Below are 25,372 nucleotides of genomic sequence, written 5' to 3'. Positions count from 1 at the left end.
AGATATTAGAGAAAAATCTCCCCAATCCCAATCCCCAATTCCAATCCCCAGTTAAGCTGAGGCGGTTACTTTGTTATTGATGTAATCTACTGCCTCTTGAACCGATGTAATCTGCTCGGCAGCTTCGTCGGGAATTTCGATATCAAATTCTTCTTCCAAAGCCATCACCAACTCAACGGTATCGAGGGAATCTGCTCCCAGGTCTTCCATGAACTTGGCTTGTGGTGTAACTTTGGCATCGTCGTCAACACTCAGTTGTTCGGTGACGATTTTCTTGACCTTTTCAAAAATTTCCGTTTGGCTCATAAATAAAAGTCCTTAACCACTTGCTACGATCTGCTCTTTAGAGGAGACATTGTTTTGAGCATATACATCTTATCGTCAAGCGCGATCGCCCGCATACTTCCAAGGGTTTTTCTGCTAGAAAACCTCTCCCATTCCTAAAATAAATCGGATAAGTTTTCTCTTAACACTTGAACTGTGGAGCGCGTTACGCCATCGCCGATCCCGTGTAAATGCTTTGGTTTTCCAATTATTGCTAAAATTTTTGACAATGTCTCATCGGTATTTACAGCCTTGCTAGCAATTAAGAATATGTAGATGCTGCGACCTTTTAACCTAGACGCTTAAAAGGTAGCTAAACGTCAAACATCAGAATGATGCTAACAAGGAATGATAAAACAGTTATTGTTTAGAGCGATCGCTCTAACCCAAACATACTTCTATGCTACCTCAGACACTGAAATACGCTTACTTCCCTGGTTGTGTTGCTCAAGGGGCCTGTCGGGAACTTTACCAATCAACTCAAGCGCTCACCCAAGCACTGGGCATTGAACTAGTTGAACTTAAAAAAGCTGCTTGCTGCGGTTCCGGCACATTTAAAGAAGATTCACAACTGCTAGAAGATACAGTCAACGCCAGAAATATTGCCCTAGCAGAAGAATTAAATCTGCCCTTACTTACCCATTGCAGCACTTGTCAAGGTGTTATCGGTCACGTCAATGAACACCTGAAAGAATGTAAGACTTCTAACCCTGTTTACATTGAACAGGTTAATGGCTTGCTAAATAAAGAAGGTTGTTCGCCTTATCGCGGCAGTACTGACGTTAAACATCTTCTTTATGCCTTGGTGACAGATTACGGTTTAGAGGAAATTACCAAACGCGTCACCCGAAAGTTAACTGGATTAAAATGTGCGGCTTTTTATGGCTGTTATCTCCTGCGCGCCCAAAAATCTATGCCTTATGACGACCCTTTCCAACCGGAAGCGATGGAAAATATGTTTCGGGCAGTGGGTGCAACACCAATTTATTACCGAGGGCGGACACAATGTTGTGGTTGGCCCCTTGCTAGTTATGCCACTACCCAATCTTTTAAGATGGCGGGGATGCATATTCAGGACGCTTTAGCGTCTGGTGCTGACTGTATGATTACACCTTGTCCTCTGTGCCACTTAAATTTAGATTCGCGTCAGCCAGAGGTAGAAAAGGTGATTGAACAAAAGCTAGGTTTACCAGTGTTGCATTTACCCCAATTGATTGCTTTAGCACTTGGCGTTAGTCCAAAAGAACTGGGTTTAGACCGTCACATTGTTTCCACAAAGCCAGTGTTGGAAAAATTAGGATTTTAGTTTTAGGACTAGCCTTTTTAATCTGACTGGTAAAATCTCTTTTTTTCTCTCTGCGTCCTTTGCGTCTGTGCGGTTCAAAAGTCTTTTATTTAACCACAGAGGCGCAGAGAACACAGAGTTATTCAAAAATTGCCGAATAATTCAGGAGCAAAGCAAGAACAGCTGCACCAAGGCCTTAGTCGTATAGAATACAACAAAGTTATTCTATACAACTAACGCCAATATTGCTGTTTTGATAAAAAAATTTCCAAAATTAACCAACTTACAATATATAAGACTGGTAATTTTGGATAACTTTAATTAAACTTTAATTTTTAGAATCGCTCTGGTATTAGCTTCGTAAAGTCAACGCTTCTTTTTCGATGTTTTCATCCATCCAAGAAAACATATCGCCAATTGATTTAACCATATCTTCAACTCCTTCACGGAAGAGTTCTACATCTTTCTCAGACTTGGTATAAATTTGAGCCACTTGAATCAATTCGTCTGTATGTTCTGGGTCTAAGTGGCAGTGGAGATGAAAATATTCGATGGTATGGTCATCAATACCTTTAAATATCTTACGAAGCCCTTCGATGTATTTGATGAAAATTCCAGGTAAGACTTGCTCAATTGCTGCAAATCTTCCTAAAGAGCGTACTATAGGTTCATCATCACAAAATTCAAATTTCTTAAAGCGTAATGCCGGAATGAGAAACGCTCCATCCTCGGCATTGATATCAATTTGAGGACAATCAATACCTTTCATAAAACGCATAAATAATGCTACATGAGCAAGGTCTGAGTTGAGTTCTCCATGCTCAGTAAATGCATTTTCTAGCATAATCGTTCTAGCATGGTAACTATCCATTTTAGACGCGACTTTCAGAAAAGCCATATTGAATCTGTTTGAGCCAGGTAGCATTTTCATTGCAAACTGTCGGATTGCATCTTGTGAAAATTCTCCTTTGGCAAAGCGTTGAACAAAGGGATGTAGAGACAAATCTTGCGCAGTTGTGATTTCTAATAAAACTTGCTGTAATTGGTTGGATATCTTAGCATCCAAAGAAAGAGTTGCAGTCATTATTTTAGCAGATAAGTGGGTTGTTGTTGATGCTTGATTGTCTAATTGGGCGTGAATATCTAGACAATTATTCACGCAGCTTGCATAGCAAAAAATGCATACTCTTTGCAACTATGTTTTAGAGTATGTTTGCAAATGCTGATTAACAAATACTTGATTGACTGATTTGATGTGAATAATGAACAATTACTCAAGCAGTTCACATAGTAAAATGTGCAAACCTTTTGTAACCATATTTCACAAGTTTGCAAATCCTTATTTAGGTTAGGATAAGCTGGAAAATTGAGATTATCTTCAATAATTAAGGCCAAATTTTAACTATAATGCGTTCCAAAAATTTTTGTTTTTGGTTAGCTGAAATGTACGTACAGTCATCATGAATAATTTATTACCTTTTTTGCAAATATTCCGTACAAGTTCGTACTTTGTCTTAATAAAAATTCTAGTGTCTTATTTTTTTGTAAGCAAATAAAAAAACATCATTAACTAAATCTTTATTTTTTTCGACAAATTTCTAAAGTTGGTATAAACTTATGACCAACTTTTTCTGTCATCTGTCAATAGGAATAAAAATAAAATCCTCTTGAAGAAGAATACAGAATGGGACGTGCAAGATTCACGCCCCACAAGAATTATTTTGAATTTAGTTATGCAATTTAGATAAGTTTCAGCTTAATCATTGCTATTTTTGAATTTACGTTGCAATTGTTTTAGCGATTGATACATATCTGGCAGGCGACCATAAACAGCAGATACCTTGAGATATAGTTTGTAAGGAAGGGCTGGAGTTCCACAGACAACTTCTCCTGGGGCAACATCGTTATGAATTCCAGTTTGAGCAGATGTCATCGATCCATCTCCCATCTTCACTTGATTGACTATTCCTGTTTGTCCAGCTAAAATAACGCGATTTCCCAGTTGAACCCCTCCTGCCATGCCAACCTGACCTGCGATCGCACAGCCAGAACCGATTTTGCAACCGTGACCTATTTGCACTAAGCTATCAATTACTGTATTGCGACCTACCCGTGTTTCTCCGACTGCTGGGCGGTCAATACCAGTGTTGCAACCAACTTCCACGCCATCTTCTAAGACTGTATAGCCTGATTGTTCCATTTTGAACCAACCAGTCCGGGTAGGAACAAAACCAAAGCCTTCTGCACCAATGACAGCACCACTGTGAATGACGCAATCTGCACCGATGTGGGTGCGTTCGTGGATGGTGCAATTGGCGTGTAAAGTGGTGCGATCGCCTATTTTGGCATCTGGATAAATCACTACATTGGGATGAATGATTGCACTATCACCAATTTCTACCCCTTGTTGAATCACAGCATGGGGGCCAATATAAACATCACTACCAACTTTTGCGGTGGAGTGAATCACAGCGGTGGGATGAATTTCTGGGGTAGGGCGATATGGTTGATAAAAAAGTGCGATCGCTTTGGCAAACAATAGTCGCGGATCTGAGGTTGCTAGCCAGACAATACCCCTTTGTTGTGCAAGCGTCTGTAATTTTTCGTCCTGGGGCAAAATTAAAGCACTAGCATTGGTATTGCCAACAAAAGACCCAAATTTTGCACCTTCTACGTAACTGAGAGTACCGTTGGTAGCTTCATCAATGGCTGCTACCCCTGTAATTTCTGGGTCTTGGTCTGGGTTGCTAGTCAGGCTATGATTGGTAGCCGCGTCACCAAATTGACGGAGGATTTCGCTGAATTTCATTGTTGGGTGTGTTCAAAATTGATCTACAATTGCAAGATAATTTTCCCTCTTTATGCTCCAATACAATAATTTTGTAGACGCGTAGCGGTGAGGCAATCAGACTGTTTCTAGTTTCGCTTCAGGTTGGATTACTTCAGTGACATTCTTCTGTTGATGGCTCTCGTGAGCTTACTTTCACTGAATCTTGTCTCAATAGCGTCTTGAGGCGTTGATTATCTTCGGTAGCGATCGTTTCACCATAGTGATGAAGTTGAAAAAGCTGGCAATACCGATTTTGTTTAGCGCAAATCAAGCAGCCATAAGCATGATTGCCGTTACTACCGCATAACCGATGTCCCATCACCGGGCCGAGAGAAATATTTTGCTCGCTAGCTACAGTACTGAGAATTGAGCGCAGTTTTGACTCGAACTCTAATGATAAGTATTGCTTACGTCCTGGTTGTGTGCGATCCCATTCTGGAACGATTAATTCCTGTTTTAACAGACTCGTTTCAATCTCTTCAGACATCACAAGCCCAGATAGAATAACGTGACGGGAAACATGAGGTAATAATGTACGTGCTAATTGCCACATTAAGGCTTCATCAAACCACTCTTCAACTAGTGGACGCAGATACCAACAACAGGGAATGCCAAGGTTTACTAAATCTTGCAGCAACTGTACCCGACTCTGAATTGAGGCTTGCTCATAGCCTGGTTTCAAGGGTGGTAGACTAACAAAGACAGTGACTCGAAGGGAATGAGGTCGCTCTAGAGTTTTTTTGAGGCGCTCTAGAAAAGATTGACCAGGATGAACTTTGGTGGTGATGTAGACGATGTTGGCAGCTTTGCGGTCAATCAGTGCATCCAAAATTGATAGTACGCGTTCTCGATGGGCTGGAATAAAAGGGTCAGAGTAATCGCACAGTGAAATTGGAAAGCCCTTTTGTCCCTCTGGGGTAGCAAAAATGTAGTCTAGCAAAAGATCGAGCAGGTCAACCGGAGCTGAGACATCCTGAAAGTTTTGTGGATAATGATGCCAATCACGGTCTTGATGACAGACACAATAGGCACATTCAACCGGACAACGATTCTGAACATTTGGTAGAAATGGATTGAGGCTGAAGTATTTAACAGCACGCTCCTCATCAGGAATACCAAGCACTGGAAAGCCATGCAGCATATACTGGCTTTCTTGCAACGTAATTTCAGACGTAGGATTTTTATCAGTATCCATATATCTTTTATGAAAAAAGTAATACACCCAGAAAAATTTGTCTTCTCTAGAGTGGCTGGTGTGAATATAGAGTGGCAAGGTGGGAAATGCTGGAGGATTAATAAGAATTTTGATAAGTAAATATAATTAAGTAGCGATCGCTGTTCCTAAAGAACTGGTAAATGGGTTGAGGTTAACACGGAGACACTCTTACTAACAAGCTTTAAGAGTATATTTTTGCTATTTTGTACTAGTCAGATAATTAATAATTAAGATAGAGATTATTTATCCTCTAAACAATTCAAATTTTAAAATGATTAATAATATACAAGAATTAAGAGAGCGCTTGTTTGCTAGTGAAATAGTAAAAAATGAGCAAGACCTACAAGGATGTACCTCAGAGGAAATTGCATACATTGAAAGTAAATATGGAGTTTTACCAAGGACTTACAGGGAAATCTTAGGCTTACTTGGGCATAGTGCCGGAAAGCTTGTTAGAGAATCGGAAATTGAGTTTTATTACGACCAACTTATTAAAATGAATGAATGGCAGCAAGAGATTATCCTTGAGTCTATTGCTGAGGGAGAAGAATGTACACCTTTACCTGAAAATGCTTTCTGTATCTGTGCTTTACATGGAGATCCGTGGTTTATTATTGCCAATGGACAAGATGACTGTTCTGTTTATTTTCTAAATGACAGTGGCACAATCACAGAGTCCAGTAAATCTGTGATGGATTGGATAGAGAAATTTGTAGAACAAGTTCAGTATTTGATAAGGAGAGGACTGAGATAAGATTTAAAAGTTATCTTTTTGAGAATAAATAAACTTTAACGATAACGATTATAGTATTCTGCTACATTAATTTTTCTAAGTTCGTAGTAAGGACTTTAGTCCTGATTTTTTTAGCACTTTAGTGCTTACTACGAACTCTTTTAAGCTATTTGGCTATTCGCCATTGCTACGCCTGCTAAATACCCTGTTGTCCAAGCACTTTGGAAGTTAAACCCACCGGTAACGCCATCAATATCTAAGATTTCTCCAGCAAAATAAAGACCAGGAACTAACCTACTTTCCATCGTCTTGAAGTTGACTTCTTTAAGCTTGACGCCGCCACAGGTAACAAATTCTTCTTTGAAGGCTCCTTTGCCATTGATTAAATACTGTCCTTGAGTAAGTTCTTGCACCAGTTGATTTAAGGTTTTACTAGATATTTCTGCCCAACGGTCTTCTGTAGTAATGCCTACACGAGCAATAATATATTGCCAGAGACGATGAGGAAGATCAACGCCACGATGCAATGCGATCGCTTTTTTTCCCCATTCATCCTTAACTGCTAAAACTTTTTCTCGCACTTGTTCATGGTGCAAATTAGGCAACCAATTAATCAATAATGTGGCTTCATAGCGGCTTTCGTGCAGAACTCTCGCACCCCAAGCAGAAAGCTTCAAAACAGCCGGGCCACTCAAACCCCAGTGGGTAATTAGCAATGGGCCAGTTTGTTGTAATTGGGATTTCCCGCCCGCAGATAAACGCAATTGAGCGGGGTTAACGCTAACTCCAGCCAATTCCCGCAATTTTTGATCGACAATGTTGAAGGTAAATAACGAGGGTACTGGCGGTTCAATTTGATGACCTAACTCTCGAACAATTTTATAACCTGCAAGGCTGCTACCAGTTGCTAGAAGTAGGCGATCGCATTTAATTGTCTCTCCCGACTTCAGAAGAATATCAAACCCCCCATCTGCTGCGGTTCTCACCGAAGTTACGTGTGTACCGATCCGGAGTTTTACCCCAGATTTCGCCACTGCTTTAATTAAACATTCCACAATGGTTTCTGAAGTATTGGTGACAGGAAACATCCGGCCATCGGCTTCCGTTTTGAGATAGACTCCACCAGCAGCAAACCAAGCTACTGTATCTTGAGGCCCAAACCGAGTCAAAGCACCCCGCAAAGCTTTTGCACCTCTGGGGTAATTTTGGACTAACTCCTCCGGTTCAAAGCAAGCGTGAGTCACGTTGCAGCGTCCGCCACCAGAAATTAGCACTTTCGCTAGGGGTTGACGACTGGCTTCGAGTAAAGTAACTTGGGCATCAGGATTGGCTTTGGCACAAGCGATCGCGCCAAAAAATCCTGCTGCCCCACCCCCAATAACTACAATTTGTAACGGTAACAATTTCAAAAATGTCTCTTTTACAGCACCTACTTTCTAGGCTAGCTGTTATTTTCACTCTTCATCAGGTTCAAAGTCGTCTTTTGTTGCACCGCAAGTTGGACATGACCAATCTTCTGGGATATCTTCAAAGGCTGTTCCCGGTGCTATGTCGCTATCTGGATCGCCCTCTGCTGGGTCATATATATAGCCGCAAACAGTACATTTATACTTTGCCATGTTCCTTTCCCCTCGTAAATTGTTGGCATTGCTTCCCTATTAAATACTTTTGGCAGTAAGTCAAAATAGGCAAGCTACAATTCTTAAACGAGACTACGGCATGAAAATCAAACCGTTTCGCAAAGTCATTAGTCAAATGACTAAAAACGCCACCATGTCCTTTGGGCGTAACTGATAATTCCGATCGCGATCGCCCCAAGTAGCAAGAGCCAAATAATTCCACCTGGGATAAAAGTGAGAATACCAATACCTCTCAGTACCCAGACGGCAACGCTAATGCCGAGAAGTGTACCAAAAATCTGGATTAATCTACGATTCAAAGAAGATTGATTCACCTAATTTTCCTCTCAATTCAACAGACATTACACTTGATATTGATAATTAAAATATGAAGTTACGATGAAGTTATAGTTTCATCAGAAATAACACGTAAAACCAAGAGATACTATCCAAACGTTAGGGTAAAGTACTTGATGTTAAATCGTGTTTGTGCCATTCTAGCTGTTAACAACGCAGTTTTTCATCTACAAGTATTACTTTGACAAAAGTCACTGGAGTATTAATTATGTTAATTGTGATAAGAAACACAGTTTTTACAGTAAAGTAACTGAAATGATGAGCAAAAAATCATCCTTTCCGGAAAAGATAAGTATTAAACTGGAACTAATTTAATAATGGGTTGGCTCTAAATCAAGTTTTATGGCTTGTAGTTTCAACTCTATTTAGGTGGATGAGTTGAGGAGTAACTTAATCATTATGTCTGCGTCTTATATATCAGATTCAATTATTGCAGGTTCAGATATGGCTTGGAGTCAAGACAAGCAAAAGTTGCTGGTACAGGGTGAAATTTTGGTAGAAACGCGATCGCACAAGATGTCGGGTGGTGCGGTGACAGCCTGGATGTATTTGCCGATGGTGCGATCGCACGTTTGGCAGCAATTAACTGATTATCCCCGCTGGGTGCAATATTTTCCCGATATTACCAAGAGTGAGGTAGTACATAAAGGTGAAGTCAAACGTCTGTATCAAGCAGCACAAAAAGCTTTCTTCTTTTTTACGGCTCAAGTGGAAATTTACCTCAATGTTGTAGAAGTGCTGGGGCAGCAAATCCAATTTCGCATGGTAAATGGGACTTTTGAGGATTTTAACGCCAATTTAGAACTACAAGATTGTGGTAATGGCACAATACTTGCTTATACTGTGCAAGCGACACCTCTAATTCCGATTCCATCTATTTTTATTCAACAAGCGATGAATTTAGAGTTGCCTGCAAATATGCGTAAAATGCGACAAGTTATGTGTAAGAGTCATTAACAATTCAAAAATCACGCATTCAAAATTCAAACATTTTAGACATTTTCAGATAGGGATTTAAACCCCGACTGTAGCAAGATCCCGCAGGGTAACTAACCATTCATCTAGTCCCCAGTCCCCAGTCCCCAGTCCCCAGTCCCTTGCTATACCTCTCGATAATTCAAAAACCCGCTTTCTGTGAGAAAACGGGTTTTTGTGTGTGATTTATCAGGTGTAATTATCCGGTAAAGACTTCAACTGGTAAACGGCTAAAAGACAACCTTTCATTTTGCACATCTACAAAGATAGTGTTGCCGTCGTTGAATTCGCCGCGCAAGATGGATTTAGCAATTTGAGTTTCTAACTCTCGCTGAATCGCCCGCTTCAGTGGACGCGCCCCATACACTGGGTCATACCCTACTTCTGCTAAAAAGTCAAGTGCAGCATCCGATAGTTTGAGAGATATTTTGCGATCGCTCAATCTTTGCCGCAATCTTTCCACTTGCAACAGCACAATTTGCCGCAATTCCTTCTTATCTAAACCGTGGAAGATGATGATTTCATCAATCCGGTTCAGGAACTCTGGACGGAAGCTATTTCGCATTGCTTCCATGACTCGACGGCGCATTTCATCGTAGTGGGTGTTATCCCCAGCGATATCAAGAATGTACTGCGAACCGATGTTGCTAGTCATGATGATAATAGCGTTCTTGAAGTCCACCTTATGACCTTGGGCATCAGTGACGCGACCATCATCGAGAATTTGCAAGAAGATATTAAAGACATCGGGGTGTGCTTTCTCGATTTCGTCGAAGAGAATCACTGAGTAAGGACGGCGACGAATCGCTTCTGTAAGTTGTCCGCCTTCTTCATAACCCACGTATCCCGGAGGCGCACCGATTAAACGAGAGACGGCGTGTTTCTCCATGTACTCAGACATATCGATTCGCACCAATGCATCTTCGCTATCGAACATATACGCCGCCAGCGCTTTCGCCAATTCGGTTTTACCTACACCCGTAGGCCCAAGGAAAATAAAGCTAGCGATGGGACGATTGGGATCGGCCAATCCAGCGCGCGATCGCTGAATTGAATCCGCTACAGCTGTGACTGCTTCTTCTTGTCCAACCACGCGGCGGTGGAGTTCATCTTCTAAATGCAGCAGTTTTTCTTTCTCAGATTCCACTAATTTGCTGATCGGAATTCCTGTCCATTTAGAAATAATTTCAGCAATATCACCTTCTGTGACTTCTTCTCTTAATAGTGATTTACCACTTCTTTGAGTGTTTGCCAATTCAGCTTCTATTGCTTCCAATTGACGATGCAAACTGGTTAAAGTGCCGTATTTCAACTCCGCAGCGCGGTTAAGGTCATAGTCGCGTTCTGCTTGCTGAATCTCTAAATTGACTTGTTCAATCTCTTTTTTCACAGACTGAATTTTGTCAATGATATCTTTTTCAGACTGCCATTGAGTATTCAGAGTTTTTTGTTCTTCTTTGAGATCGGCAATTTCTTTTTCCAGTCTTCCTAGACGTTCGCGAGAAGCAGCATCGCTTTCCTTTTGTAGCGAAAGCTTCTCCATTTCCAATTGCAGAATCTTGCGATCGATTTCGTCGAGTTCTTCTGGTTTGGAGGTAATCTCCATTTTCAGCCTAGCGGCGGCTTCGTCTACCAAGTCAATTGCCTTATCTGGTAAGAAGCGATCGCTAATATATCGACTCGACAATACGGCGGCGGCAACTAAAGCACTATCAGAAATCTTCACCCCGTGGTGGTTTTCATAACGTTCTCTCAAGCCGCGCAAAATCGAAATACTATCTTCTACACTAGGCTGATCGACATAAACCTGTTGAAACCGTCTTTCTAATGCCGCATCTTTTTCGATATATTTGCGGTATTCATCCAGGGTTGTCGCACCAATACAACGCAATTCGCCCCGCGCCAACATTGGTTTTAACAAGTTCCCAGCATCCATCGCGCCTTGGGTTGCACCAGCGCCGACAACGGTGTGAATTTCATCAATAAATAAAACAATATTGCCGCCAGATTCGGTAACTTCCTTTAATACTGCTTTCAGGCGTTCTTCAAATTCACCCCGGAATTTTGCCCCTGCAATCAAAGCACCCATATCTAAAGCGATTAGCTTGCGGTCTTTGAGGGATTGAGGTACATCACCTGCGATAATGCGCTGTGCTAATCCTTCGGCGATCGCAGTTTTACCAACACCTGGTTCGCCAATTAGCACAGGATTATTTTTGGTGCGGCGAGAAAGAATTTGCACAGTGCGACGAATCTCATCATCTCGTCCAATTACTGGATCGAGTTGACCTTTACGCGCGGCTTCTGTAAGGTCACGCCCGTATTTTTCCAGTGCTTCGTATTTGCCTTCTGGATTTTGATCGGTCACTTTTTGACTCCCACGAACTTGTTTAATAATATTTTTGAGTTTGCCTTCGTCTAAACCAAACTCTTGGAATAAAGCTTTGCCAAAGCGGTCATCTTTAGCGTAAGCCAACAATAAGTGTTCAATTGAAATATATTCGTCTTGAAACTCTTTGCGATATCCGTCTGCTCGATCTAGAAGTGTATCTAAGCTGCGTCCTAAGTATACTGAAGTACTATTACCAGATACTTTCGGCTGACGTTGGAAAAATTGTTCAGTGCGATCGCGCAGTTTTTGGAGATTAACACCCGCTTTAGTGAGAATCCCAATTGCTAGACCATCTTGTTCTAGCAAAGCTTTCATCAGGTGCTCGCTTTCGATTTGTTGTTGTTGATATTGTTTAACAATATCCGGGGTATGGGCGATCGCTTCCCAGGCTTTTTCTGTAAATTGGTTAGGATTAGTAGGTTGCATAGGCTTTTTCAGGAACGTAGAGGTGCAGCAGCTTATCGCAGGCTACCACCAGAACACCAAGTAAAGATAATTTCTACTTTCAATAGATATTGTATGAAGAGTGGAGCGATCGCCTAGATCGGTGTTCACGTCTTGTAAAAGTGGTATTTTCCCCTAGTTCCGATTTTCCTATGTGGGTTTCAATTACCTGTCTGCGGAATGTCAGCAGATGCGCTCTCGTGTGCGATGGCGCAAGGGCCCACGTAGGCGATCGCATTAGTTGGGTTTATTCCAGTGAGCGCTTAGGAGTCGGTACAGAGGTTTTTGGAGTCGCCCTAGAAGCCGAATAGTGCTTACTTGACAGCGCTGGAGGAGAAAGTGTTGCGTGTGCTGAGTTGGAGACTAGCAGTTAATGTAACAATGCTGGAAATCAGTGTTCGTGCCAGTCATCCGAAAACTTTTGCAGTGCTTTGGCGATGTCTACACCCCCAGAAAAATCTAATTTTGAAAATCAAATTGCATATTTGCATATTTAATCAAAAAATTACTGAATATTCCTTTAGCTAGAGGTTTTTCCAACATCTACTTACTTAAGGAGGAAAAATAATGAATCGATTCAAATATTCCAAAAAGATTTTTGGAGTTCTTGCTGTTTTACTCGTAATTTGTGCAACTTTCTTTCCTAGAATGGCAATTGCAGATTCACAGACTGCGCCTTTCAAGTCAGATTGTACCGTCGTAGGTGATGTAAGAATAATACCAGATCCAAATGACCCCAATGAAATCGATGTTATACCACCGACTGTGATAGTTAACAATGCCGATGGATGTAGCTTCAGTGCTAACGCGATGAAGTTATCACAAGCTCTGAGGGTTGAAAGAGCTATTATAGAGTTGCCTGCGGATGTAACTGGGGTTGTTAAAAGCCTTCAGATCAGCAAAATCGATAATGAAGGCAATAAAGCAGTCATTTATGGTTGTTCTAATTTAAAAGTTCAGGATGGTACGGATTTAAATGTATCTTGCGGGGGGCCATCTTACTTACCATCGAACCAGTCCTTGGAATATAATGCAACTATTGCAGACTTTAAGCCAGGGACTAAGTTTGCCATTACGCTGGTAGCATCACAGTCTAAACAACTAGGTTTGCAGTAAGTATACGCCTGTTATACCAAAAAACCTATTTGGTGTAACAGGTAAAACTGCTTAGTACAAAAGCTTAGTACAAAAATGTTTGCTCCTTCCTAGCTGTAACTAAAAAAAACGGGCGTACCCCCTTAATTTTAAGCAAAGCCAACTTTATGGCATACACTGCCCGTAATTAGCTCTAATATCCCTTGGTTGAACAACTGAAGCATTCCAATCGTGGGTAGAAAACAATTTAGTTCTATGTTTTATCAAGAATCGTATACTTAATTTGGTATACGATTCTTTATTAAGTCAATACGATTAAATGACTAGCCCGCTTACTTAATTTTGATATAACTTTTATTTATTTCTGGCTAAGATTGTGGTTTTACCCGGAACTCAGTTCTAATAAATTTGGTGTAGCAATAAAGCCAAAGTAAATGGCGATCGCAGCAGTAATACCATGAAGCCAAATCTCATTGAATTCACAAGCAGCCATCAAAGAAACGCTCAAAGCTTTTTCGATTAATATTGATAACATTCTAGAGATGCTTATTTATTAAATCTACCTTGCCCCCATACAGAGTTACCATGATCCCAGGTCGCCTAGTGGATGCTAAAAATGATTGACCCCTACGACTTTGAAGATAATGACTTTGACTTAGAGGATGAGGATTTCTTGAAAATAAAACCCATCAGCCAAATGACTGAAGGGGAAAAGCTACAGCGATTTAAGCGGTTCTTCGACAGCAGCAGCCGTGCGATGTTGCAAGACTGTCTATTTCGCATCGTCAATGACGAAGATGGTACGGCTACGTTAGAAATTCTTTGTCCTAATGAAGTTGTAAGACAACGCCTTTCTAAGAAAAAGCGCAAAATTACCAACAACATCAACACCTGCTGGAGCCATATCAGATGGTTTTCGCTATGCGTTCAGCAAGATAATGAGTTGGATTGCCAGAAATTTACCCGTAACGGTGATTTGGTGACATCTTAATTTGGGAATGGGGAATAAAGAAAGTGTTTTCCCAATGACAAATGACGAATGACGAATGACAAATGACAAATGACTAAAAAACAAAAATTTCCTTACCTAGTTGGTTCTAAGTGGACAGCACAGCAAAAAGTTGATGGCTGGCGGCATTTCCAAGTTGTCAATCGGAAAAATCAGGGGAAGTGGGTTTACGCCGAAATGGTTGCTGCTTGCGATCCTAAAGTCCGTTTTTGGATAAATGCCAAATTATTACAAGATAACTCCCAGTGGCAAGCTGGTTGGCAAACATTGCAGGAAATCCAGGAAATTAAAACTGAGGTGTCCTAATTGCCTTAAGCCGCACAGCCAAAAGATTTTAACCTCACTTTCATTGCTCTCTCTTTTAGGAAAGAGGCTTTGAATCTTACTACCCAACGCTAGTAGGGAAGGGGGGTTAAGTCTGTCATAGGACTCAACCCAGAAACGCTATATCTTGCAAATTAATAATATTTTACAAAATCACACTAACTCACTCTCAAGCAGCAATTAAATGGTTTGCTCTACCGATTGAAAACTGCCAGATTATCTGCGATACGTTTGGTGAGCTACGCTAACGCAAATTGCAGTAGTATTTCCAGCATCAGGCTGCATATACCTCTGTTTCCCCTTAACCCTGCGCTCCAATGCCTTGAAAACAGGTTCTAAAAACATTAGCTAATTCTATGAAAAGCATTCAAAAAAAACGATTTCAGCTTTTTGTTTTTTGTAACTCTTTTTATATAAATAGATAATAAAAAGTTTTTATTGTCTATTTTTAAATCTTTTAAGGTCTTTAAAATTCATAAAAACCTAAATAAATTTAATTAAGCTTGAATTCATCGTCTAAGACTGTTTTACAGATTAGGAGCCACTTTCTTTTCTAAGTAATTTGCCCAATAATGACATCAACAGACCTCACGCATCGCCATCTCAGGAAAGGTGAAGGCAAATGTTTGAGCCACAAGTTTGACAAGAAGCTATAAGAGGGAAACAACAGTGAAACTAGCAGTCTACGGAAAAGGTGGTATCGGTAAATCCACAACTAGCTGTAATATATCCGTCGCCCTAGCTAAACGTGGCAAGAAAGTGCTGCAAATTGGCTGCGACCCCAAACATGACAGCACCTTCACCCTGACTGGGTTTTTGATTCCGACAATTATCGACACCCTCCAAGAAAAGGACTATCACTACGAAGATGTCTGGCCGGAAGATGTAATTTATAAAGGCTACGGCGGTGTTGATTGCGTAGAAGCTGGTGGCCCACCTGCGGGTGCTGGATGTGGCGGGTACGTAGTTGGTGAAACCGTAAAATTACTTAAAGAACTCAACGCCTTTGATGAGTACGATGTAATTCTTTTTGACGTTCTGGGTGACGTAGTTTGCGGTGGTTTTGCAGCACCACTCAACTATGCAGATTACTGCCTGATCGTTACAGACAACGGCTTTGATGCGTTGTTTGCGGCTAATCGGATTGCTGCTTCAGTCCGCGAAAAAGCAAGAACTCACCCACTGCGTTTAGCTGGGTTAATTGGCAATCGCACATCTAAGCGCGACTTGATTGAAAAATATATAGAAGCAGTGCCCATGCCAGTTCTAGAAGTTCTACCTTTAATTGAAGATATCCGCGTTTCCCGTGTGAAAGGTAAGACATTGTTTGAGATGGCAGAGCAAGATCCTTCCCTAGACTACGTTTGCGACTACTATCTCAACATCGCCGACCAAATTCTAGCGCGTCCCGAAGGTGTTGTACCTAATGATTCACCAGATCGCGAGTTGTTCTCTTTGTTATCTGATTTTTATCTAAATCCGGGTAAACCCCAGGTTCCTAATTCAGAAGAGGAACTAGACTTGATGATTGTATAAATCACCAAGTTCTCAGGATGGGGGACAATAATATGGCTTTCTTTCACAGTTTTACGGATTCAATAAAGCAAAAGTGGTTGCAATTTTTCCAGAATAATCGAGACTGGATTACCCTTCACATGGAAGTGGAATCAGTGTACACCCCTGATGGCGGGAAGCGACCACCTTCCTACCTCATCCTGGGAGTTCTTAACGCCCTAGAGCCAAAACTAGCGCAGTTAATGTTGCCCTTTGCCAAACTCAATCCTGACGCCGATACCCTGATTGAAGTGCTGGATTTGCATTTTGACCCAGATTTAGCTCTCGGTAATCGCTTCGTCGTCAACCCAGATGCAGAAAAATACGTAGAAGAAGCAGCATCTGTCATTGATGAAAAGCCTGAAGATGAAACATTGACACACGCTCATACCAATGGCTTTGTGGCGGTGGCGGTAGTTGAAGAGTTCACAATTGTGGATTCTGAGGATGAAAGCCTGGGAATCAGCGAGTTGGAAGAAACGGAAAATGGCTTTGGCGATATTTCCTTAACCAACGGACACAACTCAAAAGATGAGTCTCTCCAAAGCTCTAGTTTAGAAGCAGATGAGTTTGGGGAAATTGCCTTCGATACAACAGCTGCAACGGAAGTAAAGCTGGATGAAGACGAAGACGAGGCGCTTGGAGATAGTCCACTAGATGAGAATGCGTTTAAAGACGTGTTATCAGATGTCTGGGGTGATGAAACAGCTTTACAAAAGGCTGAAGAAAATAACGATTTTTTGGGGGAAGAACTGCCAGCAGGCGTTTTTGATGAATCAGAAATTGCCCGCCTCTTCCCCAACGCTTAATTATTGCCGTTCTTCGCAATTTTAAGTTTTAGATTTGGGACTTCGGCTACGCTCAGTCGAACGGTTTTGGATGAGGAATTAGGGAAATTGTCGTTAGACAGAGGATACTTTTGTTGTCCCAGCCTTCAATCCAAAATTATCAATCTAAAATCTAAAATTGGTCGATCTGCCATTAAATATCAAGGGGAGAAAAAACCAAAATGACTGTCGCTCAACAACCAGAAGCTTTAAACTTTGAATGTGAAACCGGGAATTACCATACCTTTTGCCCAATTAGCTGTGTGGCGTGGTTATACCAAAAAATTGAAGATAGCTTCTTTTTGGTGATTGGGACAAAAACTTGTGGCTACTTCCTGCAAAATGCGATGGGGGTGATGATTTTTGCTGAACCCCGCTATGCAATGGCAGAGTTGGAAGAGGGCGATATTTCGGCACAGCTGAATGATTATGAAGAGTTAAAGCGGTTGTGCTTGCAAATTAAACGCGATCGCAATCCTAGTGTAATTGTCTGGATTGGCACTTGCACTACCGAAATTATCAAAACAGATTTGGAAGGTTTGGCACCGAAGCTAGAATCTGAAATCGGAATTCCCATCGTAGTAGCGCGGGCAAATGGTCTAGATTACGCCTTCACCCAAGGGGAAGACACCGTATTAGCAGCAATGGCTAACCGTTGCCCTGATAAGGCTCCAGTGGCGGAAACAGAGAAAAGTGAACGCAATGCGATCGCAAAATTGCTCAACTTCGGTAAAAAGAAAGAAGATGTCGCCCAAGATGAATCTGAGTACGTAGATCATCCACCCTTAGTTCTTTTTGGCTCCCTGCCCGACCCCGTAGTTACTCAGTTAACCTTGGAACTGAAGAAACAAGGTATCAAAGTTTCCGGCTGGCTACCCGCGAAGCGCTTCACAGAATTGCCAGTACTGGAAGAAGGGTATTATGTCGCTGGTGTCAACCCCTTCCTCAGCCGCACAGCTACTACGTTGATGCGCCGCCGCAAGTGTAAACTCATTGGCGCACCCTTCCCCATTGGCCCCGATGGCACTCGCGCTTGGATTGAGAAAATCTGCTCGGTGTTCGGTATTACTCCCAAGGGTTTGGATGAACGGGAAGCACAAATTTGGGCAGGCTTGGAAGATTACGTAAAACTGATTCGCGGTAAGTCTGTATTCTTTATGGGTGATAACTTGCTGGAAATCTCCCAAGCAAGATTCTTAATCCGTTGTGGGATGACAGTTCACGAAATCGGCATTCCCTACATGGATAAGCGCTATCAAGCTGCTGAGTTGGCATTGTTGGAGAAAACTTGCCAGGAAATGAATTCACCTCTGCCAAGGATTGTAGAGAAGCCGGATAATTACAATCAACTTCAACGGATTTATGAGTTGAAACCAGATTTGGTAATTACTGGTATGGCTCACGCTAACCCATTGGAAGCACGGGGTATTAATACTAAGTGGTCTGTAGAGTTCACTTTTGCTCAAATTCACGGCTTTACAAATGCGCGTGACATATTAGAGTTGGTGACTCGTCCGTTGCGTCGGAATAATAATTTGAAAGATTTGGGTTGGGATAAGTTGGTGAGAGAAGAAGCGAAGATTTAAATTTGGGTTTGGATTGAGCAACAGCATATAATTAAGGCGAACTTTTTGGGTTCGCCTTTTTTGTCTCACAAAGGTGCAAAGGAAGATCGCCTAAAAATAGTTACAATCAGGTGGATATCGCTAAATCATAACTTAGAGAAAATTTAACCATTAGAGTTAATTATGCTTAAGCTCAATCTACAAAAGCTACCATTTCTAGAGTCTATTGGTTGGCAGCTAAAAAATGTATATGAAATGAGTGAGAAAGAAATTGTTCAATTGTATCAACGCAATTGGCATCATCAAACTACCTTCAATAATTTAAAACAAGAAGAGAAAGATTTTGTTCATTATTTAGCAAAAAAATATAACTCCTGGATACTACCGGATTTTGAAATGTTTCATCTCGATCATCATAATAATATACTTAAAATCCTTAATACTTTCAATCCAGAAGTTTTCAAAAAAGCTTATGCATACTTTGGTGGTGGTACACTCTTGGCTTTAGAATATGATGAATACAGGCTTAGTAAAGATATTGATTTCCTCTTCTCTTATGGAACGGAAAATTACAGATATTTAAGAAATTTGATTTACGATGAAGGAATTGTGGCATTATTTCAAAGTACAACAGATATCGAATTAGGCGACAGTACAATAAATCAATATGGTATTCGTTTCCTTGTTGTAGTCAATGAAACAACTATTAAAATAGAAATTGTAGCCAATGGGATTTTTACTTTAGACCCTCCTGTTTATCCAGAATGGACAAAAATACCTTGTCTGAGTATAAGCGATAGATTTACATCAAAACTAATGGCTAATGCTGACCGATGGAATGATTCGAGTACACAATCTAGAGATTTGATTGACTTAGCAATATTGCGTGTAAATAACGAAATCCCCGCACGTGCAATTGCTAAAGCCGAAGAAAGCTACGAAGTAAAAAAGCCATTAGTTAAAGCCATCACTAACTTTACCAAAAAAGAAAAATATAGAGATAAATGTTTTCATGAATTAAATATACCTGAAGAAAAATTTCCAATAATAATGGATGGAATAAATTTGCTTCTTGTTGAATTTGAATCTTTATAGAAATAAAATCTCAAATAAACATCTGTAGAGATCCAGATAACAACAAATTTTGAGAACTTGCTAAAGATGCCAATGCAGAATTTTTAATCACAGGAGATCAAGACCTTTTATCACTCAAGTCCCTAGCCGAATATCAAAACCAGATTATTACTCCCAGAGACTTTCTTGACCTTGATTAATTCATCTTTAATCTTGTAATTAGTTCAGATGAAAGGCTGTAACTCTAAAGGTTTAGATGGAATTATGTACATTAATTCTGCGCCGTCTGGTTTAATTTCTGTAGACGGAGTTAATTTAAGCCAGTTATGAAAGCTGATTCCTAATTGGGATATTGCTTGCACTTCTGTTTGGTAAGATTTAAAACGGCGATGGGTTTCTATCATAGATTCTACAGCTTCCATAACTTTAGGAAGACGTTTATCTGCTTCTTGTTTTAAATCCTTATGATCTGGGCCGAACCAACCTCCTTGAACTTCATCACGAGTTAAAATTGCTGGTGGGAGTGAATCTACCCATTTATATATAGAATATAACTCTTCTCCCATTTTAAATAAGTTCTCACGTTGCAAATCAAAAACTGCATTTTCATCTAAATTGGGGTTAATCCACTGGTAAATTTGTGTTAGCCTACGCAAATCTATCTGACCTTTGTAACAAGGTTGTAAGTATGCTGCTGGGTTAGAAGTAAGTACAATGTCAATATATTTTTTAATACGTGAACGGAGAACTTTTGCTCCTTCTTGAAACCGGCGAAGTGCTGTATCATGTTCTTCTAATTCTAAATAGCAACGTGCTTCAGCTAGGTAAGCTAAAGATAAAGTTAGTAGATATTCATCAATAATTTGGCTTTTTTGCTCAATTTCGATATCGGTGTATTCAGCATAAATATGCTCTGCTTCTAAAAAACGGTTAATAGCTTGTAGGGCGCTATTTCTACGATTTTCAGTTTTGGTCATTGTAAAAGCATTATTTGCTAATTCGATTGCAGCACGAAGATTTGCATAGAAACTAAGGTCGATTTTACGATTAATGTTATTTAAAATTTTTTGTGCTTGTTGTAAGCGTTGTTCTAATTCCTTAAGCCGTTGTGCTATTACAACAAAGCCTATAACTGAGACACCCAGGTTCAATATACTGACTGCACTAGTTACCTGCAAAATTCCTTGAGTAGGTGAATTAACCTCTCTTAACCAAGTAATTACTCGCTTACTGCCTACTTCCCTAATTACACCTCCAACCCGTTCAAGAGTTCCATCTGTTAGTCCTTTGACAATCCAATCAGCAAGCATAAAGGTTACTGTAACTGGTAAACTCACAATTTTCTCCTAGTTGCTAAAATTTCAGCAGCGTGATGTATGGTAGGTAGTTGCTTCGATTCCGCACAGTAAATACCTGCCCTTTACTCAGTATTCCCAATTTGAGTTGTAGTTTATGCAATAGCGATCGCTCTTTTTAACGAACCGTCCACGCTAATAAAGAAAAACGATCGCTATTTTTTAACCAGAAGATGCAGAGCGATCGCAGATACAATCATAAGTAAAAGCAAGCAGGTAGAAAATGGCTGAAATTGTCACCCTTCAACTCCCTGAAACACTGGCACAAAAAGCAAAGGAAATCGCTGCTTTTACACATCAGCGACTTGAAGATGTATTACTAGAATGGATTGATCGCGCCATTACCGAACTACCTCTGGAGTCTCTACCGGACGATCGGATTTTGGCTATGTGCGATATGCAGATGGAAACTGAGCAGCAAGAGGTTTTCAGTGACTTGCAAGCGCGTTATCGAGAGGGACAGTTGAATGATGCAGAAGTTCGTCAACTAGATGAACTTATGCAGGTCTATCGACATGGCTTAGTAAGTAAAGCAAGAGCTTTAAAAGTAGCTGTTGAACGCGGTTTGAAACCCGCCCTCAATTAATAACAATGGCCCGTTTTTACATTTCTGTAGAAATAGAACGTCGTGTCCGCAGTGCTGCTAGAAACCGATGTGGTTATTGTTTGAGTCCTCAGCGTTTAGTAATGGCACGTTTGAAAATCGAACATATTATTCCCATATCTAAAAATGGTAGCAATGATGAATCAAACTTGTGGTTAGCTTGTCCCCTATGTAATCGCTACAAAAGTGATAAAACTACAGGGTTTGATCCAGAGACGAGCGAAACGGTAAAGCTATTTAACCCTCGTACTCAAGTCTGGTTTGAGCATTTTGGCTGGAGTGAAGATGGTGTACGTATTGTTGGCAAAACGCCGACTGGTAGAGCAACTGTTGCAGTTCTACATTTGAGTGATGATGCAGATGCACTAGAAGTTCATAGTTATTGGGTACTTGCGGGTTGGCATCCTCCAGAAGATTGAATGAACCGCAGATGAAAGAGCGATCGCCCCATCCCTCAATAACTTCGATAAAATCACTATGGTGCTAGTTAACCCTCCCTAAATCTAATGAAAAGCGATATCTCCCCTTTGCAACTTTCCCTTCAACGTCCTGAACTACTTGCGCCAGCAGGTAATTGGGAGTGTGCTAAAGCTGCTGTGGAAAATGGGGCAGATGCAATTTACTTCGGTTTGGATCGGTTTAACGCCAGAATGCGGGCAGAAAATTTTACTGAGGCGGACTTACCCCAATTGATGACATTCCTGCACCGTCGGGGCGTAAAGGGTTATGTCACTGTCAACACACTCATATTTCCCAAAGAACTAGCAGAAGCACAGCAATATCTCCGCACAATTATTGCAGCTGGTGTGGATGCAGCGATCGTTCAAGATATTGGTATATGCCGTCTCATCCGTCAACTTTCGCCCGATTTTCCCATCCATGCTTCCACGCAAATGACCATCACCAGTGCGGCTGGGGTGGAATTTGCCAAATCTCTTGGCTGTCAATTGATAGTGCTGGCACGTGAATGTTCTCTCAAAGAAATCAATAAAATTCAGCAGCAGATTGCCCAACAAGAAACTTCGCTGCCCTTAGAAGTTTTTGTTCACGGTGCTTTGTGCGTAGCGTATTCCGGTCAGTGTTTGACTAGCGAGGCTTTAGGCGGACGTTCTGCTAACCGAGGTGAATGTGCCCAAGCTTGCCGGATGCCCTACGATTTAATCGCCGATGGGGAAGTTGTGAATTTAAAAGATCGCAAATATTTACTCAGTCCTCAAGACTTAGCAGGGTTAGACGTTCTGCCCGATTTGGTGAAATCAGGAGTAACTTGTCTCAAGATTGAAGGTCGTCTGAAAGCTCCAGAGTATGTTGCTAATGTTACCCGTGTTTATCGGCAAGCTTTGGATAGTGTAATGACAGAATTGGAAAGACCTAACCCCTCTTTGCCTACAAGGGAAGGGGGGAAAGGTCAATCAGACCAAGAACATTACAACCTAGAAATGGCATTTTCTCGCGGACTCTACACGGGCTGGTTTGGCGGGATTAATAATCAGGAATTAGTTCACGCCCGCTTTGGCAAAAAACGTGGGGTTTATTTAGGTGAAGTCAGCCGCATTCACAACGAACAGGTAACAGTCAAACTGGAAGCGCCTGTAAAACCGGGAGATGGAATTGTGTTTGACTGCGGTCATCCAGAGGCGAAGGAAGAAGGCGGCCGGGTTTATGCTGTGGTATCCAAAGGTAAAGAAACCATGCTGACATTTGGGCGAAATGACTTGAACCTGCGCCGAGTGCATATAGGCGATCGCATTTGGAAAACCAGCGATCCAGAACTCGATAAGCAATTGCGGCAGAGTTTTGCTGGCGAGAATCCTCAATTTCAACGTCCGATTGATGTAGAGGTTTATGGAGAAGTTGATCAGGCATTGATTGCGATCGCCCGCGATAAACTCGGTAATATTGTACAGGTAGAATCTGCAACTTCTCTAGTTGAAGCGCACACCAAACCACTAGATACAGACCGTTTAAAAGAACAATTCGGTCGTCTCGGTAACACCCCTTTCTGTTTAGGAACACTAACCAACCACCTCAGCGGCGCTATTATGCTACCCGTAAGTGAGTTGAACCGGATGCGGCGGGAAATCGTAGCACAGTTGGAAGAATTGCGAAGTCAACCCAAACGCTGGCAGTTAGCTTCTGATGTCTCTTTCCAAAACTTACTCCCCTCATCTCCCACCCTGCGGGAAGCTAAAGCTACATTTCCTTCACTCATCGTCCTAGTACGAAATCTCAAGCAACTCCAAGCCGCCCTCAAAGCTGGTATTGAAACACTGTATTGTGAATTTGAAGACCCCCGTGCCTACCAAGAAGCGGTGCAAATGGTGCGCCAGCAACAGCAAAAAAACAAAGCAGAAAATTCTTCACTTTTAACTGATAACTCAGCACTCCTAACTCCTAATTCCCAACTCCCCACAATTTGGGTTGCACCACCCCGAATTACCAAACCGGGAGAAAATTGGATTTTGCAGCAAGTACGCGCCTCGGAAGCGGATGGCTATCTGATACGAAATTATGACCAATTGCAATTCTTTGCAGCAGACCGTTGTATCGGAGATTTTTCGCTCAACATTGCTAATCCCTTAACAGCAGACTACTTTCAGCAACACTTTGGTTTAGAACGGCTGACGGCATCTTATGACCTGAATATTACCCAACTACAAGACCTGCTCACTAGTTGTCCACCCCAGTGGTTTGAGGTAACAATCCATCAGCATATACCGATGTTTCACATGGAGCATTGTGTTTTTTGCGCCTTTCTCTCAACGGGTACAGATTACACCAACTGTGGACGACCTTGTGAAAAGCAGGAAGTGAAATTAAAAGACCGTGTAGGTAGCGAACACGTTATTAAAGCAGATGTAGGTTGTCGAAATACTGTATTTAACGGCACTGCTCAAACGGGAGCCGAGTACGTACAGCGCCTCATAGAACTGGGATTACGTCAGTTTCGCATCGAATTTGTGAATGAAACACCAGAACAAGTGAGTAAAACAATACATTTTTATAGTCAATTATTGCAAGGTGAGATTACAGGTTCCCAACTCTGGCGCGAGTTGAAGTTGCAAAATCAGCTGGGTGTGACTCGTGGCCCTATGGGAGTATCAGCACTGCGCTCATAATTGATTTTCTGAACGCCCAGCTTGAAAAATCTGTTCGGCGGTCAAATTCAATTCTGGGAAAGTGGGCGATACAATCCGGTCATTACCCCGAAACAGGTTAACTTGATACTCACCATCCACCAAATAATAAACCGAAATAGTCGGTTGTTTGGGATTACCTATATACCTTCTACCGCCCAAAGCTAAATAATCAACAATCCAGTATTCAGGAACACCAAAAGTTTCGTAGTCAACCAGCTTGGATGCATAGTCATCCCTCCAATTAGTACTGACGACTTCAATAACTAGTGGAACCGACGCAGCTTGAGTAACCGTTGAAGACTTTTTCCACATCGGTTCTGCTGAAAGATTCTTTTGATCGATCGCTATCACATCAGGCGAATAACCTGATTCTTTGTCAGGAACCTTAACCAGCGCTTGCTTGGGTATGAGGTATGGAAGTTTTAATCGTTTGAACTCTAAAGTGATTTCACCCGCTAAAAAACCATTAATCTCTTCATGATCTCCTACTGGCTGCATTTCAACAATTACCCCATCGTGTAGTTCATAACATCCGCCGTCTGGCTTCCAATTGAGGAATTCTTCAAAAGCGATCGTTTTTGGTAAGGCTTGAAACATCACACTTACTCCTGACTCTGGTTTAGAGATCATTAACCAACCCACGGTTAGAA

Annotated in this window: 25 protein-coding genes; 14 read left to right on the top strand and 11 right to left on the bottom strand. The window is 41.3% G+C overall.

Annotated elements, in window-relative coordinates; translation table 11 throughout:
* Positions 1 to 51 precede the first annotated feature (51 nt).
* On the bottom strand, positions 52 to 306 hold the full coding sequence (acpP, locus tag RMY64_RS09430; RefSeq protein WP_322672285.1) for an acyl carrier protein: 255 nt from the start codon (positions 304 to 306) through the stop codon (positions 52 to 54).
* A 418-nt stretch (positions 307 to 724) separates the two neighbouring features.
* Between acpP and RMY64_RS09425 the strand changes: the two genes are divergently transcribed.
* Complete coding sequence (locus tag RMY64_RS09425; RefSeq protein ID WP_322683893.1) at positions 725 to 1,630, top strand: CoB--CoM heterodisulfide reductase iron-sulfur subunit B family protein; 906 nt, start codon at positions 725 to 727, stop codon at positions 1,628 to 1,630.
* A 331-nt stretch (positions 1,631 to 1,961) separates the two neighbouring features.
* Here RMY64_RS09425 and RMY64_RS09420 read toward each other — a convergent pair whose 3' ends face one another.
* The 3 genes from RMY64_RS09420 to RMY64_RS09410 all read right to left on the bottom strand — a co-directional run bounded on the left by RMY64_RS09420 (position 1,962) and on the right by RMY64_RS09410 (position 5,634).
* Positions 1,962 to 2,768, bottom strand: a complete 807-nt coding sequence (locus tag RMY64_RS09420) for an iron-containing redox enzyme family protein (protein ID WP_322683894.1) — start codon at positions 2,766 to 2,768, stop codon at positions 1,962 to 1,964.
* Positions 2,769 to 3,365: 597 nt separating this feature from the next.
* Positions 3,366 to 4,418, bottom strand: coding sequence for a UDP-3-O-(3-hydroxymyristoyl)glucosamine N-acyltransferase (lpxD, locus tag RMY64_RS09415; protein ID WP_322699874.1), 1,053 nt, complete (start codon positions 4,416 to 4,418; stop codon positions 3,366 to 3,368).
* 133 nt (positions 4,419 to 4,551) lie between these two features.
* On the bottom strand, positions 4,552 to 5,634 hold the full coding sequence (locus RMY64_RS09410; RefSeq protein ID WP_322699873.1) for a hypothetical protein: 1,083 nt from the start codon (positions 5,632 to 5,634) through the stop codon (positions 4,552 to 4,554).
* 292 nt (positions 5,635 to 5,926) lie between these two features.
* Here RMY64_RS09410 and RMY64_RS09405 point away from each other — a divergent pair, with 292 nt between their 5' ends.
* Positions 5,927 to 6,409, top strand: a complete 483-nt coding sequence (locus tag RMY64_RS09405) for an SMI1/KNR4 family protein (RefSeq protein WP_322691048.1) — start codon at positions 5,927 to 5,929, stop codon at positions 6,407 to 6,409.
* 140 nt (positions 6,410 to 6,549) lie between these two features.
* Here the strand turns inward: RMY64_RS09405 and RMY64_RS09400 are convergent, their stop codons facing one another.
* The 3 genes from RMY64_RS09400 to RMY64_RS09390 form a co-directional block, all read right to left on the bottom strand.
* Positions 6,550 to 7,791: an NAD(P)/FAD-dependent oxidoreductase gene (locus RMY64_RS09400; protein WP_322699894.1), complete on the bottom strand. Its 1,242-nt coding sequence runs from the start codon at positions 7,789 to 7,791 to the stop codon at positions 6,550 to 6,552.
* Positions 7,792 to 7,842: 51 nt separating this feature from the next.
* Positions 7,843 to 8,007 (bottom strand): rubredoxin, encoded by a 165-nt coding sequence (rd, locus tag RMY64_RS09395; protein ID WP_292774831.1) that lies wholly within the window; start codon positions 8,005 to 8,007, stop codon positions 7,843 to 7,845.
* A gap of 140 nt (positions 8,008 to 8,147) precedes the next feature.
* Positions 8,148 to 8,342: a hypothetical protein gene (locus RMY64_RS09390; protein ID WP_292729343.1), complete on the bottom strand. Its 195-nt coding sequence runs from the start codon at positions 8,340 to 8,342 to the stop codon at positions 8,148 to 8,150.
* Positions 8,343 to 8,763: 421 nt separating this feature from the next.
* On the opposite strand from RMY64_RS09390, the gene RMY64_RS09385 reads away from it, so the two are divergent.
* Complete coding sequence (locus tag RMY64_RS09385) at positions 8,764 to 9,321, top strand: SRPBCC family protein (RefSeq protein ID WP_322672291.1); 558 nt, start codon at positions 8,764 to 8,766, stop codon at positions 9,319 to 9,321.
* Between the two features lie 217 nt (positions 9,322 to 9,538).
* On the opposite strand, the gene clpB is transcribed toward RMY64_RS09385, so the two are convergent.
* On the bottom strand, positions 9,539 to 12,157 hold the full coding sequence (gene clpB / locus RMY64_RS09380; protein WP_322699872.1) for an ATP-dependent chaperone ClpB: 2,619 nt from the start codon (positions 12,155 to 12,157) through the stop codon (positions 9,539 to 9,541).
* An 89-nt stretch (positions 12,158 to 12,246) separates the two neighbouring features.
* On the opposite strand from clpB, the gene RMY64_RS09375 reads away from it, so the two are divergent.
* Entirely contained in the window at positions 12,247 to 12,486 is a 240-nt protein-coding gene (locus RMY64_RS09375) for a hypothetical protein (RefSeq protein WP_322699871.1), read from the top strand.
* 256 nt (positions 12,487 to 12,742) lie between these two features.
* Complete coding sequence (locus RMY64_RS09370) at positions 12,743 to 13,291, top strand: hypothetical protein (protein ID WP_322699870.1); 549 nt, start codon at positions 12,743 to 12,745, stop codon at positions 13,289 to 13,291.
* A 361-nt stretch (positions 13,292 to 13,652) separates the two neighbouring features.
* On the opposite strand, the gene RMY64_RS09365 is transcribed toward RMY64_RS09370, so the two are convergent.
* Positions 13,653 to 13,805 carry a hypothetical protein gene (locus RMY64_RS09365; protein ID WP_322699869.1) on the bottom strand — a complete coding sequence of 51 codons (153 nt, stop codon included), beginning with the start codon at positions 13,803 to 13,805 and terminating at the stop codon, positions 13,653 to 13,655.
* A gap of 81 nt (positions 13,806 to 13,886) precedes the next feature.
* Here RMY64_RS09365 and RMY64_RS09360 point away from each other — a divergent pair, with 81 nt between their 5' ends.
* The 6 genes from RMY64_RS09360 (at position 13,887) to RMY64_RS09335 (ending at position 19,644) form a co-directional block, all read left to right on the top strand.
* Entirely contained in the window at positions 13,887 to 14,261 is a 375-nt protein-coding gene (locus tag RMY64_RS09360; protein ID WP_322699868.1) for a hypothetical protein, read from the top strand.
* A 69-nt stretch (positions 14,262 to 14,330) separates the two neighbouring features.
* Positions 14,331 to 14,585, top strand: a complete 255-nt coding sequence (locus tag RMY64_RS09355; RefSeq protein WP_322672297.1) for a TIGR02450 family Trp-rich protein — start codon at positions 14,331 to 14,333, stop codon at positions 14,583 to 14,585.
* 687 nt (positions 14,586 to 15,272) lie between these two features.
* Positions 15,273 to 16,139 carry a ferredoxin:protochlorophyllide reductase (ATP-dependent) iron-sulfur ATP-binding protein gene (gene bchL, locus RMY64_RS09350; RefSeq protein ID WP_292774821.1) on the top strand — a complete coding sequence of 289 codons (867 nt, stop codon included), beginning with the start codon at positions 15,273 to 15,275 and terminating at the stop codon, positions 16,137 to 16,139.
* Between the two features lie 32 nt (positions 16,140 to 16,171).
* The gene (locus RMY64_RS09345) at positions 16,172 to 16,966 is read left to right on the top strand and encodes a DUF5331 domain-containing protein (protein ID WP_322672298.1); all 795 of its coding nucleotides are present in this window, start codon (positions 16,172 to 16,174) and stop codon (positions 16,964 to 16,966) included.
* Positions 16,967 to 17,166: 200 nt separating this feature from the next.
* Positions 17,167 to 18,570 carry a ferredoxin:protochlorophyllide reductase (ATP-dependent) subunit N gene (locus RMY64_RS09340; protein ID WP_322672299.1) on the top strand — a complete coding sequence of 468 codons (1,404 nt, stop codon included), beginning with the start codon at positions 17,167 to 17,169 and terminating at the stop codon, positions 18,568 to 18,570.
* A 162-nt stretch (positions 18,571 to 18,732) separates the two neighbouring features.
* Complete coding sequence (locus tag RMY64_RS09335; protein ID WP_322699867.1) at positions 18,733 to 19,644, top strand: nucleotidyl transferase AbiEii/AbiGii toxin family protein; 912 nt, start codon at positions 18,733 to 18,735, stop codon at positions 19,642 to 19,644.
* A 203-nt stretch (positions 19,645 to 19,847) separates the two neighbouring features.
* Here the strand turns inward: RMY64_RS09335 and RMY64_RS09330 are convergent, their stop codons facing one another.
* Positions 19,848 to 20,960, bottom strand: coding sequence for a hypothetical protein (locus RMY64_RS09330; RefSeq protein ID WP_322671126.1), 1,113 nt, complete (start codon positions 20,958 to 20,960; stop codon positions 19,848 to 19,850).
* Positions 20,961 to 21,201: 241 nt separating this feature from the next.
* Between RMY64_RS09330 and RMY64_RS09325 the strand changes: the two genes are divergently transcribed.
* From RMY64_RS09325 to RMY64_RS09315, 3 genes are all read left to right on the top strand, one after another.
* A complete protein-coding gene (locus RMY64_RS09325; RefSeq protein ID WP_322699866.1) occupies positions 21,202 to 21,564 on the top strand; it encodes a hypothetical protein in 363 nt (120 codons plus the stop codon).
* 5 nt (positions 21,565 to 21,569) lie between these two features.
* Complete coding sequence (locus tag RMY64_RS09320) at positions 21,570 to 22,001, top strand: HNH endonuclease signature motif containing protein (protein ID WP_322671128.1); 432 nt, start codon at positions 21,570 to 21,572, stop codon at positions 21,999 to 22,001.
* A gap of 87 nt (positions 22,002 to 22,088) precedes the next feature.
* Positions 22,089 to 24,701: a U32 family peptidase gene (locus RMY64_RS09315; RefSeq protein ID WP_322699865.1), complete on the top strand. Its 2,613-nt coding sequence runs from the start codon at positions 22,089 to 22,091 to the stop codon at positions 24,699 to 24,701.
* Here the strand turns inward: RMY64_RS09315 and RMY64_RS09310 are convergent.
* Entirely contained in the window at positions 24,696 to 25,319 is a 624-nt protein-coding gene (locus RMY64_RS09310) for a Uma2 family endonuclease (RefSeq protein ID WP_322699893.1), read from the bottom strand. The genes RMY64_RS09315 and RMY64_RS09310 overlap by 6 nt on opposite strands.
* Positions 25,320 to 25,372: the final 53 nt, after the last annotated feature.

Origin of the sequence: Nostoc sp. DedQUE08 (assembly GCF_034530895.1) — a bacterium.
Taxonomy (GTDB): Bacteria; Cyanobacteriota; Cyanobacteriia; order Cyanobacteriales; family Nostocaceae; genus Nostoc.
This window is presented reverse-complemented; position numbering and strand designations above follow the sequence as displayed.